This window comes from Mesorhizobium sp. M7A.F.Ca.CA.001.10.2.1 (assembly GCF_003998575.1).
In the GTDB taxonomy this organism is placed as follows: Bacteria; Pseudomonadota; Alphaproteobacteria; order Rhizobiales; family Rhizobiaceae; genus Mesorhizobium.
Map to the genome: position 1 here is coordinate 1 of NZ_RZQY01000089.1, position 14,123 is coordinate 14,123.

11 protein-coding genes and 1 pseudogene are annotated in these 14,123 nt (G+C 63.2%); 7 read left to right on the plus strand and 5 right to left on the minus strand.

Annotation, left to right across the window (positions count from 1 at the left end; translation table 11 throughout):
* Together EN964_RS38420 and ppa are read left to right on the plus strand one after the other, a co-directional pair.
* Positions 1 to 133: pseudogene (locus tag EN964_RS38420) on the plus strand (GNAT family N-acetyltransferase); the annotation flags it as partial.
* Between the two features lie 112 nt (positions 134 to 245).
* A complete protein-coding gene (ppa, locus tag EN964_RS08645; RefSeq protein WP_013528997.1) occupies positions 246 to 779 on the plus strand; it encodes an inorganic diphosphatase in 534 nt (177 codons plus the stop codon).
* A 225-nt stretch (positions 780 to 1,004) separates the two neighbouring features.
* Here the strand turns inward: ppa and EN964_RS08650 are convergent, their stop codons facing one another.
* Both EN964_RS08650 and EN964_RS08655 read right to left on the minus strand, forming a co-directional pair.
* Positions 1,005 to 1,598 (minus strand): hypothetical protein, encoded by a 594-nt coding sequence (locus tag EN964_RS08650; RefSeq protein WP_127267936.1) that lies wholly within the window; start codon positions 1,596 to 1,598, stop codon positions 1,005 to 1,007.
* A gap of 45 nt (positions 1,599 to 1,643) precedes the next feature.
* Positions 1,644 to 2,261, minus strand: coding sequence for a TetR/AcrR family transcriptional regulator (locus EN964_RS08655; RefSeq protein ID WP_127267937.1), 618 nt, complete (start codon positions 2,259 to 2,261; stop codon positions 1,644 to 1,646).
* A 72-nt stretch (positions 2,262 to 2,333) separates the two neighbouring features.
* On the opposite strand from EN964_RS08655, the gene EN964_RS08660 reads away from it, so the two are divergent.
* Positions 2,334 to 3,617 carry an MFS transporter gene (locus EN964_RS08660; RefSeq protein WP_127267938.1) on the plus strand — a complete coding sequence of 428 codons (1,284 nt, stop codon included), beginning with the start codon at positions 2,334 to 2,336 and terminating at the stop codon, positions 3,615 to 3,617.
* Positions 3,618 to 3,879: 262 nt separating this feature from the next.
* Positions 3,880 to 5,454, plus strand: coding sequence for an alkaline phosphatase (locus EN964_RS08665; protein WP_127267939.1), 1,575 nt, complete (start codon positions 3,880 to 3,882; stop codon positions 5,452 to 5,454).
* A gap of 91 nt (positions 5,455 to 5,545) precedes the next feature.
* Here EN964_RS08665 and EN964_RS08670 read toward each other — a convergent pair whose 3' ends face one another.
* Positions 5,546 to 5,827, minus strand: coding sequence for a hypothetical protein (locus EN964_RS08670; RefSeq protein WP_236382934.1), 282 nt, complete (start codon positions 5,825 to 5,827; stop codon positions 5,546 to 5,548).
* Between the two features lie 197 nt (positions 5,828 to 6,024).
* Between EN964_RS08670 and typA the strand changes: the two genes are divergently transcribed.
* Positions 6,025 to 7,854: a translational GTPase TypA gene (gene typA, locus EN964_RS08675; RefSeq protein ID WP_023811726.1), complete on the plus strand. Its 1,830-nt coding sequence runs from the start codon at positions 6,025 to 6,027 to the stop codon at positions 7,852 to 7,854.
* 60 nt (positions 7,855 to 7,914) lie between these two features.
* Here typA and EN964_RS08680 read toward each other — a convergent pair whose 3' ends face one another.
* Positions 7,915 to 8,541, minus strand: a complete 627-nt coding sequence (locus EN964_RS08680; protein ID WP_127276301.1) for a DUF1062 domain-containing protein — start codon at positions 8,539 to 8,541, stop codon at positions 7,915 to 7,917.
* Between the two features lie 394 nt (positions 8,542 to 8,935).
* Here EN964_RS08680 and EN964_RS08685 point away from each other — a divergent pair, with 394 nt between their 5' ends.
* A complete protein-coding gene (locus EN964_RS08685; RefSeq protein ID WP_127272477.1) occupies positions 8,936 to 9,547 on the plus strand; it encodes a LysE family translocator in 612 nt (203 codons plus the stop codon).
* A gap of 147 nt (positions 9,548 to 9,694) precedes the next feature.
* Here EN964_RS08685 and EN964_RS08690 read toward each other — a convergent pair whose 3' ends face one another.
* Positions 9,695 to 10,258, minus strand: a complete 564-nt coding sequence (locus EN964_RS08690) for a peroxidase-related enzyme (RefSeq protein ID WP_127269517.1) — start codon at positions 10,256 to 10,258, stop codon at positions 9,695 to 9,697.
* Between the two features lie 136 nt (positions 10,259 to 10,394).
* Here EN964_RS08690 and EN964_RS08695 point away from each other — a divergent pair.
* A partial coding sequence (locus EN964_RS08695) for an NAD-glutamate dehydrogenase domain-containing protein (protein WP_127276303.1) occupies positions 10,395 to 14,123 on the plus strand: 3,729 nt, incomplete at its 3' end.

Genomic DNA, 14,123 nt, shown 5'->3' on the forward strand with positions numbered 1-14,123 from the left:
GGTCGTGTGGGCGCTGGAAGACAACCAGAACGCACTCGCCTTTTATGCCGGCGCCGGCGGCCGCGATGTTGCGGAAGGCGTCGAGATCTTCGAGCAGAAGGCGCTCAAGAAGGTCGCTTTCGTCTGGGAATGACAGCCCGGCCCTTCGGCCATTGCGTCTCCCGATTTCAGCCAGCACCATTCGCCGCATTGCACCATGACGCGCCGCCCGCTATCGATCGTCCATCGAGAGAGGGATTTAAGCCATGCGCATTGAAGCCATAGCCAGCGGAAAGAACCCGCCTGAGGACGTCAACGTCATCATCGAGGTGCCGATCGGCGGCGAGCCGATCAAGTATGAGATGGACAAGGAAGCCGGCACGCTGTTCGTCGACCGCTTCCTGCACACCTCGATGCGCTACCCCGGCAATTACGGCTTCGTGCCGCACACGCTGTCGGGCGACGGCGATCCGATCGACGTGCTGGTCTGCAACACGCGCGCCCTGGTGCCGGGCTGCGTCATCAACGTCAGGCCGATCGGCGTGCTGATCATGGAAGACAATGCCGGCCAGGATGAGAAGATCATTGCCGTGCCGTCGCCGAAACTGACGCTGCGCTACGAGAACGTCACCGAATACACCCAGCTGCCCGACATCACGCGCCAGCAGGTGCAGCACTTCTTCGAGCACTACAAGGATCTCGAGCCCGGCAAATGGGTCAAGATCGAAGGCTGGCACGATTCCAAATATGCCAAGAAGATGATCGTCGATGCGATCGAGCGGGCCAAGGCGAGCAAGTAGCCCAACTTCGTCATACCAGGGCGGAGCAGCCGCAAAGCGGCGTCGCGGAGACCCTGGTATCCATGCCGTGACGCCAGGCGACGTGTGCGGCGGAACGGAATTCTGCACCGCCGCGGCGGTGTTGATGTCGCGGCATGGATCCTCGGGTCTGCGCTGCGTCGCTACGCTCCTTGCTCCGCCCGTGGATGACGAAGCTACGGGTGCGATGCCCAATCTCCGCCGTGCTCAGTTATCCACCCGGCCAAAAGCCGGCACATTGCCGATGACGGTGCGCCTGTCCTTGCCGCAGGCGAAGGTGCGTGCCTTGTCGTCGGCAAGCTTGCGCGCCTGATCGTTGGCGGTGGGATTGCCGGTGGCCAGCACCAGGCCGACGGTGCAGCCGTCGCGGGCGTCCATCTGGCCGACCTTGGCGACGAGCAGCACCTCGGTCGGCTTTTTCTCGTCCTCGGGATTGCTGATCGAGCGGCGATGGATGGCTGCATAGGGCACAGCCTTGTCGCCGGTGGTCTCGATGCGCCATTCGATCTTGGCTCCGGACGAATTGAAACCGGAAAAGCTCTCCCAGACCGTTGTCATGTCGCCGCCGGGGGGAAAGCCGTAGAACAGCGATTCACGGGCATCGTCATAGGCTATCAGTACGGGATAGCCGCGATAGCCCGAACAGGCGAGTTCGGCCCAGTCGCCGTCGCCTTCCTCGGCCTGCGCGTAGGTCACGCAATCCTTTTTCGAATCCAGATCGGTGTAGGCGCTGGAAATGCCGTCGGCTTGCGCAGCCCGACCGAGACCGACCAGAACAAGCGGGATCAGAATGGCACGCATGGCGGTCAATCTCCGTTGCAAGCTGCCGCAGCGTAGCGCCAAACGTTATTTCTTCAAGCTCGCTTCAATCAGCAGGTCCGCGTTGCGGGCGACCGCTTGCGCCGGGCCGCCGAGCCCGAACAGCTGGCCACTGATATAGGCGCCTTCGATCAGCAGCAGAAGGCCGTCGCCGAGCGTGTCAGGGTCTTGCGCGCCCATCGCAACCGCCATGGCGCGTAGGCGGCGGCGCAATTCCTGCTTGTTGGCCTCGCTGACCACACGGGCCGGATGGCTGTGGTCGGGATATTCGACCGCCGCGTTGGTCATGCCGCAGCCGCGATAGTCCGCCACTTGCGTGCGCTTGCCGATGCGGGTCAGGAAAGCCTTGATCTGTGCGCGCGGGTCGCCGGGATGAGCGGCAACCGCCTCGTCGAAACGCTCCCAATATTCAAGATCGTACTGCCTGAGATAGGAGGCGGCCAGTTCATCCTTGGACGGAAAGCTGCGATAGAGGCTGGGCTTTGTGACGCCGGCACGTTTGACGATCTCGTCGACGCCGATCGCCCTGATACCGCGCCGGTAGAACAGGTCATAAGCCACATCGAGGATCTTCTTGGCTGCTTTCGGCGGCGCCGACGCATGATCGTCGCTGATGGTCAGATCAATATTTTTGTCGGTTGGCATCGTGTGGCTCGATTGACAATGTTACCGATCGGTACGTATACATACTCCACCTGCAACGTACCGGTCAGTAACATGATAGCTCAATCCCGCCCCTTTGGCCAGCGCTACGCTTTCGTCGTGGTCGGCGTGATCTTCCTTAGCCTGCTGGTCGCGGCTGGCCTGCGCTCCGCACCCTCGGTCATGATGCTGCCGCTGGAGAACAGTTTCGGCTGGCGGCGCGACATCATCTCGCTGGCCGCCGGTGTCGGCATCCTGCTTTACGGCCTGACAGGGCCATTTGCCGCAGCCCTGATGGAGCGCATCGGGCTTCGCCGCACGCTGCTGGCCTCGCTGGTGGTGATGTCGGGCTCGACCGCGCTCAGCCTGCTGATGACCAAGCCGTGGCATCTGTTCATCACCTGGGGCGTGTTCTCGGGCATTGGTTCCGGTGCTGTCGCCAGCGTGCTCGGCGCGACCATCGTCAACCGGTGGTTCAAGACCAATCGCGGGCTTGTCATGGGATTGATGTCGGCCTCCAGCGCCTCGGGCATGCTGGTGTTCCTGCCGCTGATCGCCGCGCTGGCGCAGTCGGGCGGCTGGCAGCCGGTTGTCATTGCGGTCGCGATCGCGACCGCTGCCCTGATACCGCTGGTCTGGCTGCTGGTGCCGGAGCGGCCGGCATCGATCGGCATGGTGCGCTACGGCGCCGAGGCTGACGACGTGCCGCCCACTCCGCCTGCGTCACAGGGCAATTTTCTGGCGCATACGTTCTCGACGCTGCGCCGTGCCGCCGGCACGCGGGTGTTCTGGTATCTGTTCGCCACCTTCTTCGTCTGCGGCTTCACCACCAACGGGCTGGTCGGCACGCATCTGATCGCGTTCTGCGGCGACATGGGCATCGGCGAAGTGCAGGCCGCCGGCCTGCTGTCGATGATGGGCATCTTCGACCTGATCGGCACGACGTTGTCGGGCTGGCTCACCGACCGCTACGATCCGCGCAAGCTGCTCGGCGTCTATTACGGCATTCGTGGCCTGTCGCTGATCTATCTGCCCTATTCCGGCTTCTCGGCCACCAGCTTGATCATCTTCGCCGTGCTCTACGGCCTCGACTGGATCGCCACCGTGCCGCCGACGCTGCGGCTCGCCAACGAGGCGTTCGGCGATCGCAGTGGGCCGATCGTGTTCGGCTGGATCGTCGCCGGGCACCAGATCGGTGCGGCCGCTGCCGCCGCCTTTGGCGGCACCATGCGCGAGCTGCAGGGCAATTACGAACTGGCCTTCCTGATCGCCGGCATGACGGCAATCGCCGCCGCCTGTATCTCGCTGCTGATCAACACCAGCAAGCCGGCGTTCGATCCGGAGCCGCAAGCGGCTTAGGCGCGACGCTAATCTCCCCCCTCGAGGGGGAGATGGCCGCGAAGCGGCCAGAGGGGGGTCGGTCCGACTGGGCTCGGCCTCTTGCGATAGAAGGAGGTTAGCGCTCCACGCGCGGCGACCCCCTCTGTCGCCTTTGGCGACATCTCCCCCTCGAGGGGGAGATTACCCTGTTCATTGTTATCAAAACTTCATCATCCCGAGATGCGCCTGAAACATTGACGCTGGACCTTGGTGGCGCCGTTCAAGCCACCAGGAGACAGCCATGAACAAGCTCTCGATGACCCGCCGCGCCTTCGTCACATCCGCCAGCGCCGTTGGCCTGGCCGGCGTCTCGAGCTTGGCGCTGCCCTATTATTCGCGCGCCAATCAGCGGCCTTCCTTCACCCATGGCGTCCAGTCGGGAGATGTCGACGCCACCAGCGGCATGGTGTGGACGCGCACCGACCGACCGTCGCGCGTCATGTTCGAGGTGTCGTCGACGGAGAATTTCGCCAGTGCGACGCGGCTGGCGCCGCTCGATACGTCGCCGGCCAGCGATTACACGGTCAAGCGGCTGCTCACCGACCTCGCTTCGGACCAGGATATCTTCTACCGCATGACATCGGCCGATCTCGCCGACATCAACGCCGTTTCGGAGCCGATCACCGGCCGTTTCAGGACGGCGCCAGCCTCGAAGCGCGACATCCGCTTTGCCTGGTCCGGCGACACCGCCGGCCAGGGCTGGGGCATCGATGAGACCGGCATGAAGACCTACGCCACGATCGGCAAGCACACGCCCGACTTCTTCCTGCATTCAGGCGACACCATCTATGCCGACGGCGCCATGAAGGACGAGGTCGACCTGCCCGGCGGCGGCAAGTGGAAGAACGTCGTGCTGATCGACGGCAAGCGCAAGGTCGCCGAAACGCTGGACGAGTACCGGGACCAGTGGAAATACAACATGATGGACAGGAACGTGCTCGGCCTGAGCGCCATCTGCCCGACTTTCTACCAGTGGGACGACCATGAAGTGCTGAACAACTGGTCGGATTCCAAGGATCTCAGCGCCGACAGCCGCTACACGGAAAAATCCATCCACGTGCTGGCGGCCCGCGCGGCGCGGGCTTTCCACGAGATGACGACGATCCGCTACGAACCGTCCGAGCCCGGCCGCGTCTATCGCAAGATCGCTTATGGGCCGCTGCTCGACGTGTTCTTCCTCGACATGCGCTCCTATCGCGGCCCCAATGGTCCCGACATGCAGGATGAGATGACGCCGCAGTCGCGCATGCTCGGCGAGCAGCAGACGAAATGGCTGAAGCGCGAACTGGCGAATTCGAAGGCGACCTGGAAAATCATCGCCGCCGACGTGCCGCTCGGCCTCGTCGTCTGGGACGACGGCACCAAGAAGGTTGGCGCCGAAGCGGTCAGCAATGGCGACAATGGCTTGCCAAAAGGGCGCGAGCTCGAGATCGCCGACCTGCTGCGCTTCATAAAGAATGCCGGCATCAGCAACACCGTCTGGCTCACCGCAGATGTGCATTACACGGCCGCGCATTATTACAACCCGGACAAGGCGCAGTTCCAGGAGTTCAATCCGTTCTGGGAATTCGTCTCGGGTCCGATCCATGCCGGCACGTTCGGTCCCAACGATTTCGACATGACGTTCGGTCCGGAGCTGAAGTTCATCAAGGCGCCGACCGCCGAACAGGGACAGAACCTGCCGCCCTCGGCCGGGCTGCAATTCTTCGGGCTCGTCGATATTTCAGGCGCCAGCGAGCAGATGACGGTGCGGCTGATGGATCGCGACGACAACGAACTCTACAAGGTGACGCTCGACCCGGTGCGGTCGGCGTAAGCGCGCTTCTCAACCCTCCCCCTTGTGGGGAAGGTCGGCGGCGGCTTCGCAAAGCGAAGCTGGCGAGACGGGGCGGGGGGTGAAGCGCTGACTAGTCCGGGTAGCAGACCATGGGAATATTCGGCCAGACGGCGCTGTCGCAGTTGGCGGAGTCCTGGCGCTGCTTGAAGGCGGCGCTGACCGGGCCGGTCACCATCGGGTCGACGCCGTCTGGTGCGTCGGCGAAAATCTGCTCGGCCGACTGTGCCTCTGACAGCAAGGCAGGCCGTGATTCCTTCATCGTCGCGGCTGACTGTGCGGCGTTGGCCGCCAGCAGGACGGCGAAGGCAACAGACGCGATGAGCGGCCAGAATCGGTTGAGTTTATCGGTCATGACGTTTGAACTGCCCGGGCCCCAAAGGGTTCCCGCCTTGGTTAACAAAATCATCTCACACGCAGATGCTTAAGATTTGATGAGTATTTGGTGACGCTCCTCCTCTTTCGCAACTGCGAAAAACCCTGTATGAGCCGCGCAACCGAAAGAGGCAGCGCCTTTTGGCCTGCTGCCTGCAACGCTTCCGAGACCAGAACATGAAAATCCGTAATATCGCGATCATCGCGCACGTCGACCATGGAAAGACCACCCTGGTCGACCAGCTTTTGAAGCAGTCCGGCTCCTTCCGAGACAATCAGCGCGTCGCCGAGCGCGCCATGGATTCCAACGACCTCGAAAAGGAACGCGGCATCACCATCCTGGCCAAGGCGACTTCGGTCGACTGGAAGGATACCCGCATCAACATCGTCGACACCCCCGGCCACGCCGATTTCGGTGGCGAGGTCGAACGCATCCTGTCGATGGTGGACTCAGCCATCGTGCTGGTCGACGCAGCCGAAGGGCCGATGCCGCAAACCAAGTTCGTCGTCGGCAAGGCGCTCAAGGTCGGCCTGAAGCCGATCGTCGTCATCAACAAGATCGACCGTCCGGACGCCCGTCACGTCGAGGTGGTCAACGAGGTGTTCGACCTTTTCGCGGCGCTCGACGCCACCGACGAGCAGCTCGACTTCCCGATTCTGTACGGTTCAGGCCGCGATGGCTGGGTTTCGGAAAATCCGGAAGGACCCAAGGACCAGCAGCTGGGACCGCTGTTCGACCTCGTCATCAAGCATGTGCCGGAGCCGACCGTTCATCCCGGCCCGTTCCGCATGATCGGCACCATCCTGGAAGCCAATCCGTTCCTCGGCCGCATCATCACCGGCCGTATCGAGAGCGGCACGCTGAAGGCCAACCAGCCGGTCAAGGTGCTGCACCATGACGGCACCCAGATCGAAACCGGCCGTATTTCGAAGATCCTGGCCTTCCGCGGCCTTGAGCGCCAGCCGATCGAAGAAGCGCAGGCGGGCGACATCGTCGCCATTGCCGGCCTGTCGAAGGGCACCGTCGCCGACACGTTCTGCGACCCGAGCGTAAGCGAACCGCTGCATGCGCAGCCGATCGATCCGCCCACCGTGACGATGTCGTTCCTGGTCAATGACAGTCCGCTGGCCGGCACCGAAGGCGACAAGGTGACCAGCCGCGTCATCCGCGACCGCCTGCTGCGCGAAGCCGAAGGCAATGTCGCGCTGAAGATCGAGGAATCGCCCGACAAGGATTCGTTCTTCGTCTCCGGCCGCGGCGAATTGCAGCTGGCCGTGCTGATCGAGACGATGCGCCGCGAAGGCTTTGAAATCGCCGTGTCGCGTCCGCGCGTCGTCATGCAGAAGGGCGAGAACGGCGAATTGCTGGAGCCGGTCGAAGAAGTCGTCATCGACGTCGATGAGGAGCATGCCGGCGTCGTCGTGCAGAAGATGTCCGAGCGCAAGGCCGAGATGGTCGAACTGCGCCCGTCCGGCGGCAATCGCCAGCGCATCGTCTTCCACGCGCCGACCCGTGGCCTGATCGGCTACCAGTCGGAGCTTTTGACCGACACGCGCGGCACCGCCGTGATGAACCGGCTCTTCCACGCCTATGAGCCCTACAAGGGTGAGCTGCCGGGCCGCACCAATGGCGTGCTGATTTCCAACGAACAGGGCGAATCGGTCGCCTACGCCATGTGGAACCTGGAAGATCGCGGCCCGATGGTCATCGATCCGGGCGTCAAGGTGTATCAGGGCATGATCATCGGCATCCATAGCCGCGACAATGATCTTGAAGTGAACGTGCTCAAGGGCAAGAAGCTGACCAACATCCGTGCCGCCGGCAAGGACGAGGCGGTCAAGCTGACGCCGCCGATCCGCATGACGCTGGAACGCGCGCTGGCCTGGATTCAGGACGATGAACTGGTCGAAGTGACGCCCAAGACCATTCGGCTGCGCAAGCTCTATCTCGATCCGAACGAGCGCAAGCGGTTCGAGAAGTCGTCCAAGGTGGTCGGCGCGGCGTAAGCTCTCTATTTTCCGACAGTCGATAGGGGCGGAGCAACCAGTGTTCCGCCCCTTTTTCGTTCATCCACCGGCAGCCGAGATGATGGCCTGCCGAGCGGCCTCGCCGGCCAGATCGATGCGGATCGCGATTCCCGCGCGGGTAGGCTTGCGCAGGGCCTTTGCGCCATCCGGGTCAACGATGAGCAGCCGCCTCTCCTCCAGCGCCTGAAGCCGTGATCGCGAGATGCCGAGTTCGCCAGCGAGCAGCCGGTCGAGTCGCAGCGATGTCGGCATTTCCAGTCCAAGCTGGATCTCCAACACGGTCGCGGCTTCCCCGGTGTCGCCGAGCCTGCGCTTGTGAATGCTGACATCGGAGAACTCCTCGACGCGCCCGATCCGGTTGCGCAACGCGATTACATCGAAGGCATGACGGTGAGCGAGTGCAGGATCGTTGCGTTCGAGCGCCGCCAGCAGCGTCGGGTCGATGTCGCGGCGGTTGCAGCGCTCGAAAATGCCGAAATTCCAGGAGTTGTCGCAGTCGATGCAGCGATAGATCAGCCACACGTCGATGCGTTTGCCGTTGGCGTTGACGCGGAATTTCCCGCTGCTGCAATAGGCCTTCACAGTGCCGCAACGACTGCAGCTGATGAGCGGCCGAGGTGCGGTCTTGGGCGCGATTGCCCAGTGGATACGCTGGAGTCCAGACATGCCGATAAGCCCTTCCCGTCGGGAAGTTCATCAGGCCGGCGATGTCGAGATGCCCATGCGGGCGCGGCGTGGCGGTCGCTTGCTATGATCGGAAATCGGATGTCACGGGCGGCAGCGCGCAACAACGGTTCAGCAGTGCCAAACCGGTCTCGAACCGCCGCCCAGAAGAACACATGAAATGAAAACAGACACCGCGAATGCGGAGTCATGCAGTGTGTCGGGGGAGTTGACGAGACCGGCGGCTACGTAGGCAAAGTGACGCTCAAAATTGTTTCGCGGCGGCCTTTCTAGCCGCGAGATGCTGGACCGACAAGGGTCTTTTGTCGGTGCTACCGCAGCCGAGCCACTTGCGCTAATATCCGAAATCGAAGGTTTTCAACCAGAGACCCCGGTTATGCACCCCACCTCGCTCCTGATCTTCGCCGCCGCTTTGTTCGTTGCCGCCGGTTCGCCCGGCCCCTCGATCGCGGCGCTCGTTGCGCGCGTTATCTCGAAAGGGTTTCGCGACGTGTTCCCGTTCCTGCTCGCCATGTGGATCGGCGAGGGCATCTGGCTGTCGCTGGCGGTGTTCGGCCTGGCTGTCGTGGCGCAGACCTTCCATTTCGCTTTCGTCGTGGTGAAATGGGTCGGCGTCGCCTATCTCGCTTACCTCGCCTGGAAAATGTGGACCGCGCCTGTCGATGCAGAAGGGGGCGAGATGCCGCGCGAGGATTCTCCGGCAAAGCTGTTCTTCGCCGGCATGGCGGTGACGCTTGGCAATCCCAAGATCATGATGTTCTACCTGGCGCTGCTGCCGACCATCATCGACCTCGCTTCGGTCAGCATCGTCGGCTGGGTCGAGCTGACGGCGACCATGGCCGTGGTGCTGGTCGCCATCGATCTCGCCTGGGTGCTCGCCGCATCACAGGCGCGCAAGCTTTTGAAGAGCAAACGCGCCATGAAGATCGCCAACCGCGTCAGCGCGACGACGATGGCCGGCGCCGCGGCGGCGATCGCTGCTCGGTGACGTTCCCTCGCCCCGCTTACGGGGAGAGGGTGTCCCGAAGGGTCGGGTGAGGGGCAGCGCAAAGTTGGCCCTCGATTCACAGACGTTGGTGCCCCTCGCCTGCCTGCCGGCATCTTCTCCCCGTAAAAAGGGGAGAAGAAAGCAAATTCACCGTGCCATGGCGTGGTATTCGTCGTTCGGGCGCATGTCGATTGCCGCGGCCACGCGGTTCGACATGTTGAAGAAGGCAGCGGTCGAGGCGATGTCCCAGATGTCGCGATCGGTGAAGCCGGCCTGACGCAGCGCGGCCCGGTCTGCCTCGACGATCTTGGCCGGCTCTTGCGTCAGCTTGACGGTGAATTCGAGCATTGCCACCTGCCTGGGCGAAAGATCGGCGGCGCGGAAATTCATCACCATCATTTCGCCGAGCGGCGGGTCGCCGGAGAGCTGGCGCACCGCCGCGCCATGCGCGGTCAGGCAATAGTAGCAATGATTGATCGAGGAGACGGCGACCGCGATCATCTCGCGTTCCAGCTTGGTCAGCCCGGACTCACCCAGCATCAAATCGTTGTACATGTCGGTGAAGGCGCGCAGCTTTCTGTCGTCGAAGGCATAGGCCCTGAGCACGTTGGGGACGAGGCCGAGCTTCTCCTCGCATTTGGCGAAATAGGTTTTTGTCGCCTCGCTCAGCTCTCCCTGGCCAAGATCAAGCGCGCTGATTTTGCCGGTCATGGGTCATTTCTCCTCGTTGCGCGGCATCTTGTCGCCAAATTCCGATAATTCTTGGCAAGCCGTCAAACCTTTGTCGCCAAACAGCGGTCATCTGCTACCATATTCGTAAAAGCATTCGACGGGAGGGACGTGCGTCATGGCCAGCGTGAAATCCGCGAGCAAGCCGAAGAAAAAAGCCACGGCAGCGATTAAAGCGGAGGAAAGGCCGGCCAGGCTTGCAGACTATCTGCTCGCCCGCGCGCCAGCTGAAGACATTGCTCCCTACGATGTGGCCGACCTGGAGCGGGCTGCCGATCTCGCCGGCCAGGCAGTCGCCACTCACAGGAAAGGCGAGTGCGTCGTCGCCGTCGATGCCGATTCGGGCGTTGTGCGAGACGGCCGCCCGATGACGGTTGTCACGGTCGTCAACGACAACATGCCGTTCCTGTTCGATTCCATCCTCGGCGAGATCACCGAGACATCGGGCGAACCGACCCTGGTCACCCATCCGGTTATCGTGGTGCGCCACGGCAAGGGCGGCGTGGAAGAAATCCTCGGCGACGGCAATTTCGCCAAGGACGATGGCAGCCACGACCGGCTTAGCGTCATCCATGTCCACATCCCGCGGGTGACATCCGAGCAGGCGAGCGGATTGAGCGAGCGGCTGCGCAAGATCCTTGGCCAGGTTCATGCCGCCGTTCACGACTGGAGGCCGATGCTGGCCCGCCTCGATCAGGCGATCTCGGAATTCCGCTATACGGCCGTGCCGCTCGACAAGAAGAGCGTTGCCGAGGCCCTCGCCTTCCTGGAGTGGCTGCGCGACGACAATTTCACCTTCCTTGGCATGCGCGAGTTCAAATACACCGGCGGCGAAGAAAGCGGTACGCTGGAGCGCGCTGAAAAGCCCGGCCTCGGCATCCTGTCCGACCCCGACGTGCTGGTGCTCAGGCGCGGCACCGAAGCGGTGACGACGACGCCGGAAATCCGCGCCTTCCTGCACGGGCCGGAGCCGCTGATCGTCACCAAGGCCAATGCCAAGTCGTCCGTGCACCGCCGCATCTATCTCGATTACATCGGCATCAAGACCTACACCGCCAAGGGTACGCTCGCGGGCGAATTGCGCATCGTCGGCCTGTTCACCTCGACCGCCTACACGCGCTCGGTGATGAAGATCCCGTATCTGAGGTCAAAAGCCGAAACCATCATCGCCAAGTCCGGCTTCGACCGGCACGATCACTCCGGCAAGGCGCTGATCAACGTGCTGGAAAGCTATCCGCGCGACGAATTGTTCCAGGTGCCGGTGCCGATCCTGAGGAAGCACGCCGCTGCCATTCTGGGCCTGGTCGAGCGGCCACGCGTGCGGGCGCTGGTGCGCGCCGACCAGTTCGACCGTTTCGTCTCGATCCTCGTCTTCGTGCCGCGCGACCGTTACGACAGCGTCGTGCGCGAGAAGATCGGCTCGTATCTGAAGACCGTATTCGAAGGTCGGCTGTCGGCCTATTACCCGGCCTTCCCCGAAGGCGGGCTGGCGCGCGTGCACTTCATCATCGGCCGCTCCGGCGGCAAGACGCCGAAGGTCGAGCAAGCGACGATAGAGGCGGCGATCCGCGACATCGTGCGTACCTGGGAGGACGCCCTTTCCGATGCGGCCGAGGCCAGTGGCGGCGACCAGGCTTTGAAGGCGATTGCCGCGCGGCTGCCGGAAAGCTACCGCGATTCGTTCAGCGCGGCGGTGGCGCTGGCCGATGCCAGGCGCATTGCCAAGATCAGCGCCGGCAATCCGATCGCCATCGATTATTATCGTCATGCCGAGCAGAAACCGCATCAGGCGTCGCTGAAAATCTATCACCATGGCAGCCCGGTGGCGCTGTCGCGGCGGGTGCCGGTGCTGGAAAACATCGGCTTCCGCGTCATCAGCGAGCGCACCTTCGAGGTCGGCGACGAACAATCCGGCCTGGTCTTCATCCATGACATGGAGTTGGAGAACAGCTACGGCAAGCCGATCGACCTGACTGACGGCGGCGGGCTGTTCGAGGACGCGTTCCTGTCCGTCTGGCGCGGCGACGTCGACAATGACGGCTATAACGGCCTTGCCCAGACCGCCGGCTTGTGGTCGGGCGAGATCACGATCCTGCGCGCCTATGGCCGCTATCTGCAGCAGGTGGGCATTCCGCAAAGCCAGGATTTCATCGCCGCCGCGCTCAATCGTTATCCCGACATAGCGCGGGGCCTGCATGCGCTGTTCATCGCCCGGCTTGGCCCGACGGCCGAGACCGAAGGCGTGGTGGCCGCAAAGCACCTCAAGGCCAAGATCAAGGACGCGCTGGAGGATGTGCCGAACATCGATGACGACACCATCATCCGGCGCTATCTCAATCTGATCGAAGCCTCGCTGCGCACCAATCATTTCGTTGCCGATACGAAAGAGAAAGGCCAGTCGCTGGCGATCAAACTCGATTCGCACGCGGTCGAGGGCTTGCCGGCGCCGCGGCCGTGGCGGGAGATCTTCGTCTACGGTTCCGAGGTCGAAGGCCTGCATCTGCGCTTCGGTCCGGTGGCGCGCGGCGGCCTGCGCTGGTCCGACCGCGCCCAGGACTACCGCACCGAGGTGCTCGGCCTGGTCAAGGCACAGCAGGTCAAGAATGCCGTCATCGTGCCGGTTGGCGCCAAGGGCGGCTTCTATCCGAAGAAGCTGCCGATGAGCGCCGGTCGCGACGCGATCTTCGAGGCAGGCACCTCGGCCTACAAGAATTTCGTCTCCAGCCTGCTGTCGATCACCGACAATATCGGTCTCGACGGTGTCATCCCCCCGGCCGGCGTCATCAGACGCGACCCGGACGATCCGTATTTCGTCGTTGCCGCCGACAAGGGCACGGCGACCTTCTCCGACACCGCCAACGCGATCTCGGAGAAGCACGGCTTCTGGCTCGACGACGCCTTCGCCAGCGGCGGCTCGGCCGGCTATGACCACAAAAAGATGGGCATCACCGCCAAGGGCGCCTGGGAAGCGGTCAAGCGGCATTTCCGCGAGATCAACCGCGATATCCAGACCTCGTCCTTCACGGTCGTCGGGGTTGGCGACATGTCGGGCGACGTGTTCGGCAACGGGATGCTTTTGTCGCCGAAAACCCGGCTGATCGCCGCCTTCGACCATCGCGACATCTTTATCGACCCCGATCCCGACATGGCAGCCTCGATGGCCGAGCGCGAGCGCATGTTCGCGCTGCCGCGTTCGAGCTGGCAGGACTACGACAAGACGAAACTGTCGGAAGGCGGCATCATCGTCTCGCGCAACCAGAAATCGATCACCTTGCCGGCGGCGGCGGCGGCGGCGACCGGCCTGGCCAAGACCGCCGCCACGCCGGTCGAGATCATGACCGCCATCCTCAAGGCCCCTGTCGATCTCCTGTGGTTCGGCGGCATCGGCACCTATTTGCGGGCATCGACCGAAACCAACGCCGAAGTCGGCGATCGCGCCAACGATGCCATTCGCATCACCGCGCTCGATGTCCGGGCGAAAGTGATCGGCGAGGGCGCCAATCTCGGCGTCACGCAGCGGGCGCGCATCGAGTTCGGCCTGAATGGCGGCCGCTGCAATTCCGACGCCATCGACAATTCGGGCGGCGTCAACTGTTCCGACGTCGAGGTCAACATCAAGATCGCGCTGGCATCCGCCATGCGCAAGGGGTCGTTGACGCGCCCGGCACGCAACAAGCTGCTGGCCGAGATGACCGACGAGGTCGGCTCGCTGGTGCTGTCGAACAACTACCAGCAGACGCTGGCGCTTTCGATCGCCCGCAAGCGCGGCCTCGCCGACATCGCGCATCAGAGCCGCTTCATGACGGCGCTGGAAGCGCGTGGCCTGCTCGACCGCACTGTGGAGACG